Below are 20,605 nucleotides of genomic sequence, written 5' to 3' on the forward strand. Positions count from 1 at the left end.
AATGAAAATCCTTGTTGTTGGTGCAAGAAGGTCTGGAGTATTTGCAAGTATTCTTGCTAAAAAGCATGGCTTTGAAGTTTTTTTAACTGAAATTGCGGACAATAAAGAGGTTAGATCATTTGAGCCAATACTTAAGGAGAACGGTATTTCTTACGAAATTGGTAAACATTCATTTGAAAAATTTTCAACTTTTGATCTTGCAGTCCTTTCTCCTGGAATTCCTTTGAACTCTCCTATTGTTAAAGACCTTGAATCAAAAGGTATAAAAATAATTGGCGAACTTGAATTTGCTAATATGTTTGCGCCAAATACAAAGGTTATTGCTATTACTGGAACAAACGGAAAGAGTACAACAACTGCCCTAACTGGTCATATCTTTAAATTGCATAACCCGAATACAGTTGTTGGTGGGAATTTAGGAACGCCATATTCCGAGTTGCTTCTTGAGAATCCAAATCCAGAATATGCAGTTCTTGAAACAAGTTGTTTTCAACTTGAGACAATTGAACAATACCATCCAAAGGTATCCGTCTTTTTAAATTTTACAGAAGATCACCTTGATAGGTATGCTTCGATGGAGGATTACTTCAAAGCAAAAAAGAGGATATTCATGAACCAGACAGAATCTGATTATGCTATTCTAAATTATGATGATGTAGTTGTAAGAGAACTTTCAGATGAAATTAAGCCAAGGAAATACTTTTTTTCCTTAAAAGAAGTTGTTAATAGTGGTGCGTTTTTAAAAGATAATAAAATCTTTTTTAAAGAGAACAAATTTAGCGAACCTATAGAAATTATTGATAGAAAAGAAATTCCACTCTTAGGACTGCATAATGTTGAAAATACCCTTGCAAGTGTAATATCTTCTATTGTAATGGGTGTGAATTTTGAAGTTATAAGGAAGGGAATTAGAAGTTTTAAAGGTTTACCTCATAGGCTTGAATATGTTCGGGAAGTTAATGGCGTAATTTTTATAAATGATTCAAAATCTACAACGCCCGACTCAACCATAAAAGCGCTTGAGGCTTTTGATAAAAAGGTTATTCTCATTGCAGGTGGAAGTAGCAAAAATAACGATTTTACTCAGCTTGCAAAAATGTTTAAAAGTAGAGTTAAGTTTTTGATCCTTCTGGGGCAAACAGCCCCTCAATTAAAGGAAGCATCAATAAACGCAAACTTCCATGATTTTGCCATAGTTAAAAGTCTTAAAGAAGCAGTAAATTTTGCAAAAACCATTGCGTCACCTAATGATATAGTATTGCTGTCTCCGGCATGCGCAAGTTTTGATATGTTTAGAGATTTCGAAGACAGGGGAGAACAATTTAAAGAAATAGTAAATGAACTATGAAAAAATTGATAAATCCATATTCTGCTTCGCTTATCTTTATTTCAGTTTTACTTAGTTTATTTGGAATATTCATAAGTGGTAGTTTAAGTATTGTATACCAGAATCTTATTTTAAAGCAAATTATTTCTTTTGCATTGGGCGTTTCACTGATGTTGTTTTTTGCGTTTTTTAATCATAAAAGACTTGCTCCTCTTTCGAAAATTGGTTATATTACATTATTTATATTGCTTTTGTTTCTGCTTCTAAATGGTAAACTTTCACGTTTTGTTGATTTTGGAATTGTTACTTTTCAACCTTCACAGTTTGCTTATATAGGGATTTCTTTACTGATTGCGCGTATATTTAGAGATCCAATTGATGAAGAAAATGTTCCAAAAATTTATGCCTTAACATTTGCACTTGTTGGGCTTATTGCAGTTCTTATTGCTTTTGAACCTGATATGGGAAGTGCAGCACAAGTTTTTTTGACTGGATTTACTTTGCTTCACATCATTGGAATGCCTTTGGTTGAGTTTTTGGGATTTAGTATTTTGAGTTTTCTTGGAGTAATTCTAATGATTCCTCTCAATAGTGAATGGCATAGACGTGTTGTTGCTTTTTTAAATCCATACGCACATGCAAGTGATGAGGCGCTTCAAACATTACAATCTCTTAGAGCCTTTGCTCGCGGTGGAATTACAGGCGTTGGCTTTATGAAGGGTATTTTTAAGTATCCTTCTGTTTTGCCTGTATCGATTTCTGATTTTATACTTCCTGTGATTGGTGAAGAACTTGGAGCTGTATTTGTTATACTTCTTTTAATTGCTTATCTTTCTTTGATATTCATAGGTTTTAAGATTGCAAGCAATGCAAGGTCTACTTTTTCAAGGATTCTTGCGCTGGGTTTAACTCTTGGTATTACTTACTTTGCAGTTATAAATATTGCTGTAAATTTAGGTTTAATGCCAACAACAGGAGTTCCTCTTCCATTTGTGAGTTTTGGTGGAAATAATATGCTTGCAAATTTCATTGCGATCGGAATTTTAATAAATATTTCAAGAACAGAGGTTGATTGATGAAAATACTTATTGCAGGCGGCGGTACGGGTGGTCATATATATCCTTTGATACCCATAGGAGAAGAATTAAGAAGTCGAGGACATGAAGTTGTCCTTATTGGAAGGCGTGGTAGTATTGAAGAAAAAGTTGTAAAAGATTACAAATTTAAGATAGAATATGTCTCTGCTTCTCTTTTTGATTTTAATATAGTAAAGCTTTTTAAGTTTATTGTTTTTTCTATTAGAGGATTTTTTGATGCCTTAAGGATAATTAATAAAATAAAACCTGATAAGATACTTGGTGGAGGTGGTTATGTTTCACTTCCAATTTTACTTGCAGGTATCTTATATAGAGTTCCTATTTATCTCTATGAGCAAAATATCATACCAGGAAAGACAAACCTTATATTTTCAAGATTTGCAAGAACGGTATTTTTGGGCTTTGAGGATGTGAATAATAAATTTGGCAAAAAAGGCGTTTTTGTGGGGAATCCTGTAAGAAAGGAAGTTATTAACCAAGATAGGAAAGAAGCACTTTCATTTTTTAACTTTGCAGATAAATTTACTCTTCTTGCATTTGGTGGTAGCGGTGGAGCATACAATTTAAATAAAATAATTAGAGAGGCTATTCCAGAACTTTTGAAGGAAGATATTCAAATTATTTTTATAACAGGAAACAAATTCTTTCAAGAATTCAATAATTTGAACAACCATCAGAATTTGAGAGTATATCCCTATCTTGATAAAATGGGTTATGCATATGCAGTCTCGTCAATAGCGGTGACAAGAGGAGGTGCAATGACCCTATCTGAATTGGTTCTCAATGATGTATATTCAATTGTTGTTCCATTTCCATATGCAAGGGACAATCATCAATTTTACAATGCAAAATATTTTGAAAAATACGGATGTGTTACTGTTATTGAGGAAAAGAATCTTTCGAAGGAAATTTTGGTTAAAAAAATAGTGGATTTTAAAAATTATTTTCGTATAATAAATTTGGAATGTAGTAAACATTATCCTAAGGATGCAGAGAAAAGAATTGCGGATTTGTTAGAGGAAGATAGATGAAAAAAGTACTTTTGCTTGGAGTTGCGGGAGTTGGGATGAAGCGCCTTGCAGAAATTTATACAGCGCTTGGATATAACGTTTTGGGGATTGATGTCAAAGAAAATGAGACAACACATTACCTAAAAGGAATTGGGGTTGATGTAAATCCAAAGGAATTTGAAGTTGATAAGACTATTGATAAGATTATTTTTTCATCTGCGATTCCGGCTGATAATCCGCATTTATTAAAGGCAAAAGAAATTGGTATTCCAATTGAAAGACGTGGCGAAGCGCTTGCAGAGATTGCAAAAGACTACAAAAGTGTAGTTGTTGCAGGTACTCACGGAAAAACAACAACTACATCTCTTATTTCGGAAATCTTAAGTAAGAAATTTCGTGTAAATTCTTATATTGGTGGAGATCATAAGCAGAATAAACGTTTTTTACCCTTAGCAGAGTATTTTGTTATTGAATCTGACGAAAGTGACAAGACGTTCTTACTTTTTAATCCACACATAGGCATTGTTACAAACATTGATAGAGACCATCTAAACTCTTACAATTGGGATTTTGAAAATCTTAAAAGCGCCTTTTTTGAGTTTATGGAACATTCTCAAACAGTTGTTGTTAACAGGGATGATCAAACAGCCTTTGAGGTTTCAGAAAATCTTCAAAAGCCTCCCCTCTATTATAGCATCAAAAATCAAGAAGCTCATGCAACTATACTTGATTACTCATTTGAACGGGATGGGATAGCGTTTATAGCAAATGTATTAGGCAAAAAGTCTCCTCTTCTTAAGATTAATGTTTTTGGAGAGCAGAATTTGTCAAATTCTCTTGCATCAATTCTTGTCGGCCGATTACTTGATGTTTCTTTTGATGAAATTGAATCTTCTTTAAGGGATTTTTCATTACCCAAGCGGAGGCTTGAATATAAGGGTAGTGTTAAGGGTATCCATATTTTTGATGATCATGCAGATCATCCAACTGAGGTTGAAGCTACGTTAAAGGCTTTAAAGAATCACTTTCCGAATGCATCAATTATTGCAATTTTCCAACCACATAGATTTACCCGTGTGTTTTCGCTTAAAGAAAGTATTGCAAAGCCTTTCTATCTTGCAGATTTTGTAATTGTGCTTCCTATATATTCAGCATTTGAAAATCCCATTGAAGGTATTACTAATGAAAAAGTGTTTGATTGGATAAAGACCTTAAATCCAGGGAAAAATGTATTTTTTGCTTCAAAGTTTGAAGCTGTAGCGGATCTTGTTTCACATATTGCTAAACCGGGAGATATAGTTATAACCCTTGGACCAGGAGATGTATATTTGGCTATAGATTCAATAATGCTAAAATTAAGAGGAGAAAAATGAAAATACAGGAAAATATTAAAGAACTTATAAAAGGTCGTGTTTATTTTAATGAGCCGATGGCTAAGCATACCTCTTTCAAGATTGGAGGCCCTGCAGAAATTTTAGCAATTCCTTCTGATGTTGAGGATTTAAAAAAATTGCTTGAGTTTGCAAAAAAAGAAAAATTACCAATTACAGTTATCGGTAATGGCACAAATATACTCGTTTCTGATGATGGAATCGAAGGGCTTGTTATCAAAATGGCAGAGGGATTCTCAAAAGTTGAATTTGATAATACTCTTTCTTTTGCTGAAGCAGGGGTGCCTTTGCAGAAACTAATAGAAGAGGCTTCGAGAAGAAATCTTGGTGGCTTTGAATTTGCATTTGGTATCCCAGGTGCTTTAGGTGGTGCAATAGCAATGAATGCTGGCACAAATTCTCACTATATCAGTACAAGAATCGAATATGCTGATGTGATTGATTATAATGGCAAAATTTACAGGTTTAGGCACGATGATTTTCATTTTGATTACAGATATTCCATCCTTCAAGAGGAGCCACTTATTCTTCTTAATGCAGTTCTCACATTTGAGCAAAAGCCTTTTGAGGAAATCCTAAGGGAAAAAGAGAAAAACATAAGAGGGAGATTAGAAAAACAGCCATACAATCTCCCATGTGCAGGGAGTGTTTTTAAAAATCCGCCTACAACTTATGCTGGTAGAGTTCTTGAAGAGTCAGGATGCAAGGGTTTAAGATTTGGTGATGCCTTGATTTCTGAAAAACATGCGAATTTTATTGTAAATCTTGGTAACGCAACAGCGCAAGATGTTGTTAATCTTATAAGAGAAGCACAGTTAAGAGTTTATAAACAAAAGGACCTTATCCTTGAACTTGAAATAAGATTAGTTGGAAAATTCAAGAACTTAAACTTACTTGAGAGGAAAAAATGAGTACAAGAGTTCTTGTTTTATACGGTGGAAAATCTACAGAAAGAGATATATCCATTAAAAGTGGTAGGGCAGTTTCAAATGCCTTAAAGAAAAAGGGATATGAGGTTATTGAGTATGACTTTCAGAATCATATTGAAGATGTGGTAAAAGATGCAAATCCTGACGTTGTTTTTATAGCTCTTCATGGAAAATTTGGCGAAGATGGGACAGTCCAAGGTGCATTAGAACTTATGAATATTCCATATACAGGTTCTTCAGTTTTTGCAAGCGCTCTTTGCATGAACAAATTATTTTCTAAGTTTATGTTTAGAGAAATTGATATAAAAACACCTTCTTTTGCTTATTTTAGAAGAGATAATACCCTTCCTTATTCCTATGTTTCCGAACTTTTAGGAAACGATACTCTCGTTATTAAACCAGTTGATCAGGGTTCTACGATTGGTATAACAATTGCAAAAAATGAAGATAGCTATAATGAGGGGCTTGCCAAGGCATTTGAGTTAAGCGATTTGGTGATTGTCGAAGATTATATAAAGGGAACCGAAATCACTGTAGCCATAATTGGCAATTATCCGGATATTCACGTCCTTCCTATTATTGAGATAGTCCCTGCTCACGAGTTCTATGATTTTGAGTCCAAATATACTCCTTCTATGTCTAAGCATATAATTCCTGCAAGGATTAGTAGTTATCAAAAGGCGCTTGCAGAGGAATACGCAAAGAGAATCTATAAAGAGTTTGGGTTAAGAGATTTTGCGCGGATTGACATGATTGCTAATTCTTCTGATGTTTATGTCCTTGAAGTCAATACAATCCCGGGTTTTACTGAGACAAGCCTTGTACCTGATGCAGCAAAAGCAGAAAATATTTCCTTTGAAGATTTGGTTGATTTTATAGTACAAGAGGCACTTCAAAGGAAAAGGTGAAAAGATTAGTTATATCAATAACTGTAATAGGTTTAATTGTTTTCTTGTTTCTATATCCTATATTTGTACTCTCAGGAAATATTAATATTTCTTCCAATGTGCCTATAAAAGCTTATGATTTATTAAGAAAAGTAGGTCCTTTTTATCTCGGTATTTTACCTCTAAGAGAAATGCAAATTACAAGAAAACCATTTAGACTTGAAATTTCTTATTACGAAACGCCTTTATTAAACATTCAATTCAAGGATGGAATCTTTGGTTTAACGAAAAGTGGATTTTTGATTAATAACGGCAGTTTAAGTCTGCCTGTTGTTTTTGCAAATTTTTATTCTTCATCTTACAATAATGTAATAGGAGACTTAATTTTATATTGTATTAATAATAATTTATTAGATTTAATAAAAAGTTTTGAATTACTTGATAAAGGTATTGGGTTTGTAGATAAAAATGGTATTTTAATTATAATAGGTAAAGGGGATTACGAATTTAAAATGAAAGAGTATTTGAAAACATTAGAGGTTTTATCAAAGGATGTAAAAAATATAAAGTCCATTGATCTAAGATTTAATATGCAAGCAGTGATTATTTGGAGGGAAAATGGATAGAATAGTTTCTGCGCTTGACTTAGGAAGTCAAACGATAAAGTTTCTTATTGGCGAAATAAGTGATGGGAATGCCTCCATTATTGGCGTTGGGACTGTTCCGTCAAAGAGTGTTAGTAAAGGTGTAGTTATAGATTTAAACAAAGCCTCTGAAGCTGTGATGCAAGCAAAAAAGATAGCAGAAACTATGGCTGGCAAAAAGGCGCAGAATGTTTATGTATCTGTTTCTGGAACACATATATTTTCTCTTAACAACAAAGGGAGTATTATTGTATCCAAAGAGGGAAGAGAGATATCAAAGGATGATATAAAGAGGGTTGAGGAGTCTGCAAGGGTACTTTTGCTTCAACCAAACCAAAAAGTGATTCATTCCATACCAAGACAATATATAATTGACGGACAAGGCGGAATAAGAAATCCTATTGGAATGTCAGGAATCAAGCTTGAAGAGGAAGTCCATATTGTTACAGGATCTTCGACTGTTCTATATAATATTGAAAAAGTGATTTCTATGGTTGATCTTAAAAAAGAGGCTTTTGTCCTCCAATCGCTTGCTTCATCTTTATCTACTCTGAAAGAGCAGGAGAAAGAGTTAGGTGTTGCTCTTGTTGATATTGGAGCAGGCACCGGAGACATTGCAATTTTTATTAACGGAAGCATTGCACATACTTCTGTTCTTCCTATAGGAGGAGAGTATATCACAAAAGACATAGCGTATGCTCTGAGAATTTCCCTTGAGGAGGCAGAGAGAATTAAAAAAGAATTTGGTTTTGCATCAATTAGTAATAATCCTGAAAATAGCACTATCGAAGTCTCAAGAATTGGATCTGATGAAAAGTTGACAATTGATTCTTCATATCTATCGGATGTTATAACTGCACGAGTTGATGAGATTCTTCAAACTATAAAACTCGAGTTAATAAAATCTGGCTATTGGGGTGCGTTGCATTCTGGTGTTGTTTTTACTGGAGGATGTGCTAAACTCAAAAATTTTATAAAGAGAGCAAGTGATGTTTTAGAAATTCCGGTAAGATTAGGTGTTCCGAGAGGTGAATATACATTTTCGGATATTTTAAGCGATCCAGAATATGCAACTTCAATCGGATTGATTCTTTATGCTCTTTCTGAGGGAAGCGAACAAAAAAGGTCAAGAAGTCCATTCTCAGGATTATCTTGGCTTAAGGATATATTTGAATAGGAGGTATTTATGTTTGATATGGATCCATGGAAGGCAGCACAAGCAAGGATAAAAGTATTGGGAGTTGGGGGTGGCGGGGGTAACGCCATAAACAGAATGATTGATGAAGGTATAGAAGGTGTTGAATTTATTGCTGTTAATACAGATGTTCAGGTACTGTCTCTTAATAAGGCAGAAAAGAAAGTTCAAATTGGACCAAGGACAACAGGCGGTCTTGGTGCAGGAAGTTTTCCTGAGGTGGGAAGAAAATCTGCGGAAGAAAGTAAAGACGAATTAAGAAAAGTCATTGAAGGTGCTGATCTTGTTTTTATTACCGCAGGCATGGGCGGAGGCACAGGAACAGGTGCATCTCCTGTGATTGCTTCTATTGCAAAGGAACTTGGAATTCTTACTGTTGCAGTTGTTACACGTCCTTTTACCTTTGAAGGTAGACAAAGAATACAACAGGCAGAAGATGGTATAAAGGCACTTCTACAGTATGTTGATACACTTATTATAATCTCTAATGATAAATTACTTAAGATAATTGATAAGAAAACGCCAATTAACGAAGCTTTTAGAATTGCAGATAATGTGCTTTTCTATGCGGTGAAGGGAATTTCGGAAATTATAACAAAACCAGGCTTAATTAATGTTGACTTCGCTGATGTTAGAACAACTTTAACCGGAGCTGGTAATGCATGGTTTGGTATTGGTTCAGGACGCGGAGAAAACCGCGCGGTTGATGCAGCAAAGCAGGCTATTTCAAGTCCATTGCTTGAGTATTCTATAACTGGAGCAACGAGGGTTTTATTAAATATTACAGGGGGTAAAAATTTAACTCTTTATGAAGTAAATGAGGCTTCAACATTTGTAAGAGATACTGTTGGTGAGAATGCAAATCTTATTTTTGGAACAGTTTTACAGGAAGACCTTGAGGATGAAGTGAGAGTTTCACTTATCGCAGCAGGATTTGACAAAATAAGTGAAGAGAGGACAAAAGAGAAGGTAGTAAAGTTTGACGAACATTTCGATACTGGAGATTTCGAGATACCGGCATTTTTAAGGAAAAGAAAACAGTAGTGAATGCAAAAGAAAATTATTGTAACAATCGCTGTTTTAGTAATAATTGTTCTTATTCTTGGCCTCATAAACGATCTAAGAGCTTTTGTTAGAAAAGGCCTTGCAGGGCTTTATACTGCAAATTTTGGATATTTTGAAATATATAAAGAAGTTAAAGGAAATCTTTTGTTCTGTGCTAAAAACATTAGTGCAGATCAGGATGGCAGTATTCAGTTTCTAAAAGATGATTTTGATTTTGTTCATAAGGATGAAGTCGTAGGCATCCTTTCTACAAAAGATGGCATTGTTGATATTTTGGCACCTGCAAGCGGTTACTTTGTTAAGGGTTTCGTAAATATTGAGTGTGATAATGTTTCACAACTTATAGAAAATCAAAAAATTTTTAGATTTGCATGGATTGAAAGTGATAAAGTTTTAAAAGATAAGCCTTTTGCTTCAATTGTTGTGTCAGACTTAACTGTTGCTCTCCCTATTAGTATAGCAAAAGATAACTCTTTGACTATTTTTATTAATCAGTTTGTGAAAGGAGAAGCAAAACTTGTTTATAATAACGAAGAGTATTGTTTTTATGAGGTATCAGAATTTTTACCACAGATACTAACATCAAACGGGTACTTAAAAATACTTGAAAAAACTGTTTACGGTTTAAAAATTCCGAAAAATGCTTTAATAAAGAAATCGGGAGAATATTTTATATATATTGTTAATGGGAATATAATTAAAGATGTAAAAGTAGCAGTCTTTGATTATGATCCAAAGTTCGTAGTTGTAAAAGTTGAAAATCCTGATTTTAATGATTTTTCATCCCTTATTGTTGTTCTTACTCCAAGAATATTTAAAATTGGCGATGTTGTGGGAAATTTTTAGTGTAACTTTTTGGAATTTTTTTCGTATATAGGAGAAAGAGTTGGACGAAAGGAAGGTAATTGAAAGACTTAAAAGTGGCGATGAAGTTGCATTTAGAGAATTTTTTGAGTTTTACTATGCAAGGATTTTTAATTACGCCTACAGAAGGATAAAAATGAAAGAAATAGCAGAAGATATTACTTCTGAAACTTTTTATAAATTTATTAAATCTCTCCCTTCTTTTGATTTGAAAGAAGGTTACCATATTGATACTTGGCTTTATGCGATAGAAAGAAATTTGGTAAGGGATTGGTTTAGGAAGAATCTTGGTAGGGAAACATTAGACCTTGAGGAGAAGTTTGATAGAGCATATGAGCCTCTTCTTAAGGACCCTTATGACTCTTTTGCAAGTGAATACATTAATAAAACTATTTCGGATGCACTTGAAAGATTACCTGGGCAATACAAAGAAATAATAGTGATGAGGTTTTATGAAAATAAGAGCATCAAAGAAATTGCGGATATTTTGGGAAAGAGTGAAGATGCAACAAAAGTTTTGCAATTTAGAGCTTTAAAGAAATTAAAAGATATTATCGAGGAGATGCTTAATGAATAGCATTGAGGACAGATTTGAAAAGATTTTGGATGATTTTTTGAATGAGAAGCCCTTTCTACATGAAAAGCTTTCTCAAGAAGAAGCAGAACTTTTTGAGATTGCGCTTCTTTTAAAGGACAAAAAAGTAGATCCAACACCTTTTAAAGAGAAAATATTCGAGAATACCTTTACTGTTTTAAAAGAAGAAACATATAGAAATAATAATAATGTCCTTTCAGTTTTAGCTAAGTTTTTTGAATTGCTATTTGATGCGTCTCCTTTTAACAACAATGAACATTTAACCTTTGATCAAGTTTATAGGAGTGGCGATAAGATTTTTTACAAAATTAAGTTTTATTCATATTTGCAATCTCGTCAATTTCTGTATAATTATATATGGAGTTTGCAAGTACCATTAGGATTAGAAACTCTACATTAAAGGAGGTGAAAGTTGGCAAAAAATTTTCGAAAAGTTTGTTTTAAAAATCTAAAAGAAGGAGGTAAGAGCATGAAGAAAGTATTAGTTTTGTTAGTTGCAATCACAATGGTTATTACGCTTTTTGCAGTAAGACCATTGGGTGTCAATGCAGCAGGTTTTAAAGACGTAGGCTCAGATTACTGGGCGAAAGATCAGATTGATTATCTCGTTTCTAAGGGTGTTATTGCGGGTTTCCCCGATGGAACATTCAAACCCGAAGATCCAGTTACAAGAGAGCAGTTTGCAAAGATGATTTGTATTGCAAAGAAATTATCAGAGTATAAACCTACTACTCCAACCTTTAAGGATGTACCGCAAGATCGTTGGTCCTATGGGTTTATTGAAGCTGCAGTAAAAGCTGGTTATATCAAGGGGTATGCCGATGGGACATTCAAGCCTGCAAACTCTATCACAAGACAGGAACTTGCAGTCCTTGGTGTAAGAGTCCTTGGAAAAGGTGCAGAAGCAGAGGCCTTTAAAGGCGAACCTATTGTTTGGGCTAATGACTGGAAAAAGATTGCATCTTGGGCAGCTGGCGCAGTAACTCTTGCATACAGGCCTGATATCCAGATCCTTACATACCATATGAAAGAAGGAACCGTTGACCCAACAATGGCAGCAACAAGGGCAGAATGTGCTTATGCAATCTATAAGATTGTTGTTCCTCCACAAGCTGGTGGGCAGGTAGTTATTGCACAAACACAGGAACCAGATGCGTTGATGTCATTTGCAACATCAATGATGGCACAACGTAATATTGCAATGCAGTATGAAGATGGTCTTATTATGGAATTCCCTAATGGAACTCTTGCTCCTCGTATGGCTCTTAATGTTCCTAACTTCAAAGATGGCACATGGACAACATTTACAGGTCCGGATGGAAAAACTTGGATGAAGACAACTTACTACCTTAGAAAGGGAGTTAAGTGGTCCGATGGTGTACCTGTAAACTATGAACAGGATATTAAGTTTGCAGTGTATGATATATATCTTTCAGGAAAGATTGAGCAAATTCCATCAACTGATCCATATGACAAGATTGATAAAATTGAATTCCCTAATCCTTATACGATGGTTGTAACTTGGAAGGATACAACTCCATATGCGAATGCGGGTCTTCCAATTTATCCAAAACACTTCTGGAGCCAAGTTCCACTTGAGCAAATAACCTCCTCTGATTTAGCAAAGAAGCCAATTCATGCAGGTCCTTATAAGATTGAGCAATGGGTTGAAGGTTCTTATATTTCTCTTGTCCCAAATCCAAATTGGTTTGGTTGGGCAGGTTCAAAGCCTCTTATTCAAAGGTTTGTATATCAGTGGATACCGGATACAAACACAATGCTTATGAACGTTCTTGCAGGTAAAGTTGATTTGACTCTTATTGGTCTTGGTATAAAAGAAGCACAGCAGGCAGAAAAGATTCCTACAATTAAAGTTCAGAGAATTCCTTCTACATTCTGGGAACATTTGGAAATTAACACAACAGATCCAATTCTTTCAGATGTAAGAGTGCGTAAAGCACTTGCATATGGAATTGATTATAACGATTTGAATAACCGTGTTTTCCTTGGACAAAGAACAGTAATGTACTATCCATACATTGGTCTATTTAATGAATTTTACAGGAATCCAAAGGCCGTTTTACCTAAATACGATCCTGCAATGGCAAATAAACTTCTTGATGATGCTGGTTGGAAGATGGGTTCCGATGGTTATAGATACAAAGACGGCAAGAAGTTGACACTTGAACTTTCAACAACAACACGTCAGGATAGAAAAGATGAAGCAGTAGTCTTGCAGGCACAACTTAAGAAAATTGGTATTGATATTCAAACTAAGTTCTTGTCTGCATCTTACTTCTTTGGTACATACACAACACACAGAATGTTCCAGTTAGCAATGTTTGCATGGGGTGGTGATCCATTTGATCCAGATGGATTCGAACTTTATCATTCATCTCAGATTCCAACAGAAGCTAATGGTTGGCAAGGACAGAACTACCCTGGAATTTCTGATCCAACTCTTGATGATGCAATTTACAAAGCAACTCACGAAGTTGACCCATATGTTCGTCAGAAGAACTACTATATTGCAGAACAGCGTATTGCAGACCTTGTTCCTCAAATTGGTTTGAACGTCTGGACTGATATCTACACACCCAAGAAGGGTCTTGCAATGGCAGGATTTGACTATGTAATGTCTTCTTCAGTCGGTTATACTTATAATTCAGAACTTTGGTATTGGGAGAAGAAATAGTTAATATTTGATTTACCTTTGCGGGGGCCTCCGCAAAGAGGCCCCCTATTTTTAAGAGAAGGAGGCTTAGGAAAAAGTGAGAAACTATCTAATAAGAAGAGTGCTACAGATGATCCCGCTCTTTTTAGGGGTTGCTCTTGTTACTTTTGCTGTTTTGAGCTTGGTTGGTGATCCATTTGCACAAATGGCAATAAACCCAAGAATAAAACCAGAGGATATTGCAAGATTAAGGCATGCCTGGGGGTTTGACCTTCCTTGGTACCTTCGATTCTTTAAATGGTTCTGGGCAATGATTACCGGTAATTGGGGTGTTTCCATTTTTGCAGGTGGAAAGCCTGTTACTGAACTTGTTGCTCGTGCGATTGCGTATACTTTAAGATTTTCTCTTGCTTCACTTATTTTAGCATTTGTGGTTGGTGTTCCAATCGGTATTTATTCTGCATTGCACCAATACACATTTTTTGACTATTTCTTTACTTTCTTTGCATTTTTTGGAATGTCTATGCCAACTTTCTGGTTTGGTTTTATTCTTATGATGATCTTTGGTTTAAAGTTGGGGTGGCTTCCTTTGGGTGGTGTAATGACGCCTGGAATTGAGACTGCACCATTATTTGCGAGGATTCTTGACCAGGCTAAATATATGGTTCTTCCTGTAATAGTGCTTTCGCTTTTTAGTATGGGTTCTTGGATGCGTTATGCAAGAAGTTCTATGCTTGAAGTAATAAGACAAGATTATGTTAGAACCGCAAGAGCAAAAGGACTCCCAGAAAGAACAGTAATTTTTAAACATGCACTTAGGAATGCGTTAATTCCTATAATAACTCTCTTAGGTTTATCTTTACCTGGAATAATTTCAGGTGCAACAATTACTGAAACAGTTTTTAGTATTCCTGGTATGGGAAGGCTTACAGTTGATGCAATGCTTTCAAATGATTATCCTGTTGCAATGGTATGCTTGCTCCTTGAATCATCCCTTCTTATAGTTGGAAATTTAATTGCAGATTTATTATATGCAGTTGTTGATCCACGTATAAGGTATAGTTAGGAGGTTAATATGGCAGTTGAAGCAACAAAAATTGAAGAGGTTCTTACCGGCAGAGTAGAAACTTACTGGTATCTTGTTGGAAAAAGATTAAGAAAGCACAAGCTTGCAATGCTTTCTCTTGTTGTTCTTATTTTAATAATTCTTGCATGTATAGTGGGTCCTTATATTTCGCCTTATAAAGTTTCAGAGCTCGGTTCCACTACAGAAGTTTTACAGCCGCCGAGTTGGAAGCATCCTCTTGGCACAGATGAACTTGGAAGAGATGTATTAACAAGACTCTTCTATGGAGGAAGAATTTCCCTTTTGGTAGGTTTTTCTTCAGTTGTTTCAGCACTACTTGTTGGAATTATTGTAGGAGCGTATGCAGGTTATTTTGGTGGTTTTCTTGATACAATTCTTATGAGGTTTACAGATATTATGTTTTCTATTCCAGTTATGCCACTTTTGATTGTTTTATCCTCTGTTATTCCAGGTGCCGGTGTTTGGAAGATAGTTTTGGTAATTGCTATATTCGGTTGGATGACCGATGCAAGAATTGTTCGTGGTATGTTTTTGTCGCTTAGAGAAAATGAATATGTTGAGGCAGCAAGGGCAATTGGTGTTTCCAATAACAGAATTATTTGGAGACATATACTTCCGAATTCTTTTGCTCCAATTATTGTTTCAGCAACGCTTGGTGTTGGAGGAAATATCATATACGAAGCAGCATTAAGCTATCTTGGATTTGGCGTTATGCCACCAACACCTTCTTGGGGAAATATGCTTCAGAACGCACAATATGCTATGGCAATTGCACCATGGCTTGTGTGGTCTCCTGGTCTTGCCATGTTTATAACTGTTCTTGCATTTAATTATCTTGGTGACGGTCTCCGTGATGCAATGGATCCGAAACTTTATAGGTAGGTGAGATATGGAAAGAGAAGAAACTTTACTTGACGTAAGAAATTTAAAGACTTACTTTTTTACAGATGATGGCGTAGTTAAGGCAGTTGACGGAATGAGTTTTACGATTCGAAAAGGTGAAGTTTTAGGACTTGTAGGAGAAAGTGGATGTGGTAAATCTGTTGCATCTTTATCTATAATGCAGCTTGTTGAACCTCCTGGAAAAATTGTTGAGGGAGAAATTATTTTTAAAGGTGAGGATCTTCTCAAGAAAACTCCGGAACAGATGAGAAAAATTAGGGGTTCTGAAATTGCGATGATCTTCCAAGAGCCGATGACTTCCTTAAATCCTGTTTATACAATTGGTAATCAAATAATGGAAGCGATTCTTATCCACCAGGATTTAAGTGAGGAAGAAGCAAAAAAGAGAACAATCGAACTTCTAAGGCTTGTTGGAATTCCAGAGCCTGAAAGAAGATTTAATCAATATCCACATGAATTAAGTGGTGGAATGAGACAGAGGGTAATGATTGCAATGGCAATGTCCTGCAATCCAGATCTTCTTATTTCAGATGAAGCAACAACAGCACTTGACGTAACAATTCAAGCACAAATACTTGAGCTTATGAAAGATCTTCAAAGAAAAACTGGTATGGCAATTCTTTTTATTACACATGACCTCGCGCTTGTTGCAGAAATGGCTCATTCCGTTGCAGTTGCATACACTGGGAAAATCGTTGAGTACGGAGATGTTTATCAGATATTTAAGAAGCCAAGACATCCTTATACTTATGGTCTTTTAAGTTCCGTACCCAGTTTAAAAACAGAAAAGACAAAAACACCACTTCCTGCAATTGAGGGAATGGTGCCAAACCCGTATAAAATGCCAAGTGGATGCCACTTTAATCCAAGGTGTCCTTTTGCAACGGAACGTTGCAGGAAGGAGATGCCTGAACTTGCAGAAATTGAACCTGGGCATCTTGTGAGATGTTTCCATCCAGTTGCTGTTGAGAAGGAGGCTGTGTCATGAGAAAATTGGTTGAAGTGCAAAATTTAATTAAATATTTTCCGGTTTTAGGTGGAATTTTCTCCCGACCAGTTGCATGGGTTAAAGCTGTTGATGATGTTTCTTTTCACATCTTTGAAGGAGAAACCTTTGGACTTGTGGGTGAAAGTGGAAGCGGAAAAACAACAGCAGGAAAAACAATAATAAGACTTATAGAGCCTACAAAAGGAAAAATTATTTTTGATGGCAAAGATATAACAAAACTACCAGAAAATCAGCTTAGACCGATAAGAAGAGAAATGCAAATTATTTTCCAAGACCCTTATGGATCGCTTAATCCAAGAATGCCAATTGGAGAGATTATTCGTGAACCACTTTTAGTGCATGGTATTGGTGATAAAAAGGAACAAGAGGAAAGAGTTGTTGAAATAATGAAACTTGTTGGTTTGCGTCCTGAATACCTTCGTAGGTATCCTCACGAATTTTCAGGTGGACAGAGGCAAAGAATTGGTATTGCTCGTGCAATAGTTTTGAATCCAAAGTTCGTTGTGGCAGATGAACCTGTTTCGGCACTTGATGCTTCAATTCAAGCACAGGTACTTAACCTTCTTCTTGAGCTACAACAAAAACTTGCCCTTACATACTTACTTGTTGCTCATAACTTGGCTGTGGTAAGGCACGTATCGGATAGAATTGGCGTTATGTATCTTGGAAAGATCGTTGAAGTTGCTGAAACAAAAGAACTATTTTCTACTCCTCTTCATCCGTATACACAGGCATTACTTTCCGCTATACCAATTCCAGATCCAGAAATTAAAAAAGAGCGAATACTTCTTCAGGGTGATATTCCGTCACCAATTAATCCACCATCTGGATGTAGATTTAGGACAAGATGTAGATTTGCAAAAGACATTTGTGCAGAGAAGGAACCACCACTAATTGATGTAGGTTCTGGGCATTATGTTGCATGTCATTTTGTAAAAGAAGGGAAAGTGGTTGAATACTCTAAGTAGTTTGTTGAATTGTTAGTCTTATGGATTTTTTAACTGAGGAGCTTTAAGCTCCTCAGTTTTTACTCTTGACTAAAATCTACTTTTGTGTAAAATAGTTATGCACTTTGAATCTGGGCCCGTAGCTCAACGGCAGAGCGGTTGGCTCATAACCAATTGGTTCTTGGTTCGAATCCAAGCGGGCCCACCATGGAGGAATTTATGTCATATCTGGAAAAACTTTACGAAGTTGAAACCAAATTAACCATAACCCATGAAAAGGAAAAACGAGTTAAAGAAATAGAAGAAGAATTGAAAATTGAAGATCAAATAAAAAACCTTTCAAGTGAAATAGACGAAATAAACCTTTCAAAGTCTGGGTTTATAAAAAGAAAAAATGAAATAGAACGTGAAATCGAAGAAACAGAGAGGGAATTAAAAAGTGTCCAAACTGCAATAGAATCAAACCAGTTCAAGACTCAAAAGGAACTTAAGGCAGCAAAAAAGACGGAAGAAAATTTGGTCGCAAAATTAGATGAACTTAAAAAGAGTTTATCATTTGTAAATTCAGAGATAGCCGATAAGGAAAAAAAGATAAAAGAGATAAGTGATAATATTGTAAAATTAAAAAATAGATACAATAATATTCAAGAGGAATACAATAAACTCGAAAAAGAGATTAAAGAAGAAAGAGAAGCATTAGATAAAGAGTTTGATAGTGTCCTTTCAACGCTACCATTAGAGTTTGCAAGAGAGTATCTCTCGATAAGAGAAGATTTTCCTGATGGTGCAATATCCCAAGTTGACCATGGTCATTGTGGAAATTGTGGAGTAAAACTTCCACTTGAATTTATTGAGTTTCTTAAAGAAACTAAAGGCGATAAAATTCTACGTTGCGAAATTTGCGGAAAGATATTATACTTAAAGATAGAGTGATTTATAGGCCTTAAGTAAGGAAGGTGGTCGCAGAAGGCATATTGTCCTTCTGAGGAAAGTCCGGACTCCTGGGAGCAGGGTGCTTGGGAAATCCAAGCGGGGGTGACCCCAGGGAAAGTGCCACAGAAAATAGACCGCTAACCAATGGTTAGCAAGGGTGAAAAGGTGGTGTAAGAGACCACCGGTAGTCCTGGTGACAGGGCTATGCATGGCAAACCCCACCTGGAGCAAGGCCAAATAGGGTAGCAAAGAGATGCTCCCCTCACGCTACCGGGTTGGCCGCTGAGATAAATGACTGCCGCCTCTTTTGAGGAACAGAATCCGGCTTATTCCTTACTTAAGGCCTTAAAAGTATTGCAAATTTGAAAAGTTTTCATATAATTTAGCGGGTCAAGAGTTTTAGTTGTCGGGGCGTGGCGCAGTTTGGTAAGCGCACCTGCATGGGGTGCAGGGGGTCGGAAGTTCGAATCTTCTCGCCCCGACCACTACGGGATGTGGCCCAGTTTGGTTAGAGCGCTTGGTTCGGGACCAAGAGGTCGTGGGTTCGAATCCCACCATCCCGACCATCAAAGAAAAAAATATAAGATTGGAGGTATAGGTGGAACAAGAACGTGCGCCTTTATATGAAGCAGTTTCTAAGTATATAAAGCGAAAGATGATTCCTTTTCATATGCCGGGTCACTCGCAAGGTAAAGGCGCTCCTAAGATTTTAAAAAGACTCTTTGGTGATAAGTTTTTTGACTTTGACTTGACTGAAGTTTCGGGTCTTGATTATCTTCATTACGCTCAGGGTGTTATAAGGGAAGCTGAAAATCTTGCAAGTACTCTTTATGGAACTGAAGCTACTATCTTTCTTGTTAATGGTACTACAGCTGGCGTGCATGCGATGATTCTTGATTCTGTAAAAGAAAATGAGAAAATCATAATTGGAAGGAATTCACATAGGTCTGTTATTGGTGGAATTCTTCTTGCAAAGGCAAAACCGGTTTTTGTTCAGCCAGAATTCAATGATGAATTTGGAATAATTACGAATGTTAAACCAGAATCAGTTGAAAAAGCAATAAAAGAAAATCCTGATGCAAAGGCAGTACTTGTAACAACTCCTAATTACTATGGACTTCAAGGGAGAATTAAGGATATAATTGATTTAGCTCATGAAAATGGTATGCGTGCGCTTGTCGATGAAGCGCATGGAGCCCATTTTCCTTTTAATCCGAAGTTTCCTAAATCGGCCATTTATTTAGGTGCCGATCTTGTAACTCAAAGTGCCCACAAAACATTACCCACTTTGACACAAACATCTTTTTTACATATTCCATCTAAGGAAGTAAATGTAGATCGTATTGAACAAATTCTAAGTATCATTGAAAGTTCAAGTCCCTCATATATTTTTATGACTGCTCTTGATGTTGCAAGGCGTGAGATGGCTTTGCACGGGAAAGAGATGTGGGATAAAGCAATCGAAGTTGCAGAGTATGCAAGGGCACGCATTTCAGCTTTAGATGGATTTAAGGTAATTACTGAGAAAATAATAAATGGGGATGATATATATGCCTTTGATCCAATTAAACTTACTATAAACGTTCAAGAACTGGGTTACTCAGGCTTTGAATTTGAGCATATTTTAAATAAAAATGGAATTGAAATTGAGCTTGCAGATCTTCAAAATGTGCTATTATTTATAACCATAGGTACATCAAAAAGGGATATAGATACACTTGTATCCGTTTTAAAGAAGATTGAACCACGTAAAGAAAAGAGTACTGTAAGAATGCCAAAGTTTCCAGAAGCACCTCAATTTGCAATGTTACCATTCGAGGCATTCCAAAAGGAATTTGAAGTTGTGCCCCTTAAGGAATCTCTCGGAAGGATTTCTTGGGGAATTGTTGCACCATATCCACCAGGAATTCCTGTTCTTGCACCAGGCATGGTTATAAACAATGATTGTATTGAATTTACAGAGGAAGTATTTGAGAAAGGTGGTCTTGTTCAAGGTTCAATAAGATATGGAAGTGAAATTGCAATAAGAGTTGTGAAAGGAGAGTAAT

General features: G+C 35.8%; 19 protein-coding genes, 3 tRNA genes and 1 other RNA gene. All 23 read left to right on the top strand.

The genetic code is table 11. From position 1 onward, the window contains the following. Nucleotide 1 precedes the first annotated feature (1 nt). The 23 genes from murD (at nt 2) to ACP5SP_RS02700 (ending at nt 20,604) form a co-directional block, all read left to right on the top strand. The gene (gene murD / locus ACP5SP_RS02590; RefSeq protein ID WP_424596688.1) at nt 2-1,348 is read left to right on the top strand and encodes a UDP-N-acetylmuramoyl-L-alanine--D-glutamate ligase; all 1,347 of its coding nucleotides are present in this window, start codon (nt 2-4) and stop codon (nt 1,346-1,348) included. Further along, nucleotides 1,345-2,403 (top strand): FtsW/RodA/SpoVE family cell cycle protein, encoded by a 1,059-nt coding sequence (locus tag ACP5SP_RS02595; RefSeq protein WP_416085473.1) that lies wholly within the window; start codon nt 1,345-1,347, stop codon nt 2,401-2,403. The genes murD and ACP5SP_RS02595 overlap by 4 nt, the downstream gene beginning before the upstream one ends. Next, nucleotides 2,403-3,455: an undecaprenyldiphospho-muramoylpentapeptide beta-N-acetylglucosaminyltransferase gene (murG, locus tag ACP5SP_RS02600; protein WP_424606514.1), complete on the top strand. Its 1,053-nt coding sequence runs from the start codon at nt 2,403-2,405 to the stop codon at nt 3,453-3,455. The genes ACP5SP_RS02595 and murG overlap by 1 nt, the downstream gene beginning before the upstream one ends. Further along, a complete protein-coding gene (gene murC / locus ACP5SP_RS02605; RefSeq protein WP_416085475.1) occupies nt 3,452-4,807 on the top strand; it encodes a UDP-N-acetylmuramate--L-alanine ligase in 1,356 nt (451 codons plus the stop codon). The genes murG and murC overlap by 4 nt, the downstream gene beginning before the upstream one ends. Further along, complete coding sequence (gene murB / locus ACP5SP_RS02610; protein ID WP_416085476.1) at nt 4,804-5,736, top strand: UDP-N-acetylmuramate dehydrogenase; 933 nt, start codon at nt 4,804-4,806, stop codon at nt 5,734-5,736. Before murC ends, murB begins: the two co-directional genes overlap by 4 nt. Next, nucleotides 5,733-6,662 (top strand): D-alanine--D-alanine ligase family protein, encoded by a 930-nt coding sequence (locus tag ACP5SP_RS02615; protein WP_416085477.1) that lies wholly within the window; start codon nt 5,733-5,735, stop codon nt 6,660-6,662. The genes murB and ACP5SP_RS02615 overlap by 4 nt, the downstream gene beginning before the upstream one ends. Further along, on the top strand, nt 6,659-7,267 hold the full coding sequence (locus ACP5SP_RS02620; protein ID WP_424606518.1) for a hypothetical protein: 609 nt from the start codon (nt 6,659-6,661) through the stop codon (nt 7,265-7,267). The genes ACP5SP_RS02615 and ACP5SP_RS02620 overlap by 4 nt, the downstream gene beginning before the upstream one ends. After that, nucleotides 7,260-8,462 carry a cell division protein FtsA gene (ftsA, locus tag ACP5SP_RS02625; protein ID WP_416085479.1) on the top strand — a complete coding sequence of 401 codons (1,203 nt, stop codon included), beginning with the start codon at nt 7,260-7,262 and terminating at the stop codon, nt 8,460-8,462. Before ACP5SP_RS02620 ends, ftsA begins: the two co-directional genes overlap by 8 nt. Before the next feature lie 9 nt (nt 8,463-8,471). Beyond that, the gene (gene ftsZ, locus ACP5SP_RS02630) at nt 8,472-9,524 is read left to right on the top strand and encodes a cell division protein FtsZ (protein WP_428075997.1); all 1,053 of its coding nucleotides are present in this window, start codon (nt 8,472-8,474) and stop codon (nt 9,522-9,524) included. A 3-nt stretch (nt 9,525-9,527) separates the two neighbouring features. Next, nucleotides 9,528-10,391: a hypothetical protein gene (locus tag ACP5SP_RS02635; RefSeq protein ID WP_428075998.1), complete on the top strand. Its 864-nt coding sequence runs from the start codon at nt 9,528-9,530 to the stop codon at nt 10,389-10,391. A gap of 40 nt (nt 10,392-10,431) precedes the next feature. Next, the gene (locus ACP5SP_RS02640) at nt 10,432-10,986 is read left to right on the top strand and encodes an RNA polymerase sigma factor (RefSeq protein ID WP_424586614.1); all 555 of its coding nucleotides are present in this window, start codon (nt 10,432-10,434) and stop codon (nt 10,984-10,986) included. After that, a complete protein-coding gene (locus ACP5SP_RS02645) occupies nt 10,979-11,404 on the top strand; it encodes a hypothetical protein (protein WP_424596696.1) in 426 nt (141 codons plus the stop codon). The genes ACP5SP_RS02640 and ACP5SP_RS02645 overlap by 8 nt, the downstream gene beginning before the upstream one ends. 69 nt (nt 11,405-11,473) lie before the next feature. Next, nucleotides 11,474-13,699: an ABC transporter substrate-binding protein gene (locus ACP5SP_RS02650; protein ID WP_428075999.1), complete on the top strand. Its 2,226-nt coding sequence runs from the start codon at nt 11,474-11,476 to the stop codon at nt 13,697-13,699. Nucleotides 13,700-13,775: 76 nt separating this feature from the next. Continuing rightward, on the top strand, nt 13,776-14,744 hold the full coding sequence (locus ACP5SP_RS02655) for an ABC transporter permease (RefSeq protein WP_428066555.1): 969 nt from the start codon (nt 13,776-13,778) through the stop codon (nt 14,742-14,744). Between the two features lie 9 nt (nt 14,745-14,753). Then, the gene (gene opp4C / locus ACP5SP_RS02660; protein WP_424586751.1) at nt 14,754-15,647 is read left to right on the top strand and encodes an oligopeptide ABC transporter permease; all 894 of its coding nucleotides are present in this window, start codon (nt 14,754-14,756) and stop codon (nt 15,645-15,647) included. Nucleotides 15,648-15,654: 7 nt separating this feature from the next. Then, on the top strand, nt 15,655-16,656 hold the full coding sequence (locus ACP5SP_RS02665) for an ABC transporter ATP-binding protein (RefSeq protein WP_416085487.1): 1,002 nt from the start codon (nt 15,655-15,657) through the stop codon (nt 16,654-16,656). Beyond that, complete coding sequence (locus ACP5SP_RS02670; RefSeq protein WP_424586750.1) at nt 16,653-17,645, top strand: ABC transporter ATP-binding protein; 993 nt, start codon at nt 16,653-16,655, stop codon at nt 17,643-17,645. The genes ACP5SP_RS02665 and ACP5SP_RS02670 overlap by 4 nt, the downstream gene beginning before the upstream one ends. A 112-nt stretch (nt 17,646-17,757) precedes the next feature. Further along, a tRNA-Ile gene (locus ACP5SP_RS02675) sits at nt 17,758-17,832 on the top strand. 11 nt (nt 17,833-17,843) lie between these two features. Continuing rightward, nucleotides 17,844-18,557, top strand: coding sequence for a zinc ribbon domain-containing protein (locus ACP5SP_RS02680; protein WP_424586749.1), 714 nt, complete (start codon nt 17,844-17,846; stop codon nt 18,555-18,557). An 11-nt stretch (nt 18,558-18,568) separates the two neighbouring features. After that, an RNA gene (gene rnpB, locus ACP5SP_RS02685) (RNase P RNA component class A) lies at nt 18,569-18,901 on the top strand. A 63-nt stretch (nt 18,902-18,964) separates the two neighbouring features. Next, a tRNA-Pro gene (locus ACP5SP_RS02690) sits at nt 18,965-19,042 on the top strand. A gap of 3 nt (nt 19,043-19,045) precedes the next feature. Next, nucleotides 19,046-19,123: transfer RNA gene (locus tag ACP5SP_RS02695), tRNA-Pro, on the top strand. 32 nt (nt 19,124-19,155) lie between these two features. Further along, nucleotides 19,156-20,604: an aminotransferase class I/II-fold pyridoxal phosphate-dependent enzyme gene (locus ACP5SP_RS02700; protein ID WP_416085696.1), complete on the top strand. Its 1,449-nt coding sequence runs from the start codon at nt 19,156-19,158 to the stop codon at nt 20,602-20,604. The last annotated feature ends 1 nt before the right edge of the window (nt 20,605 follow it).

Source organism: Caldisericum sp. (assembly GCF_049967455.1).
GTDB classification, from domain to species: Bacteria; Caldisericota; Caldisericia; order Caldisericales; family Caldisericaceae; genus Caldisericum; species Caldisericum exile_A.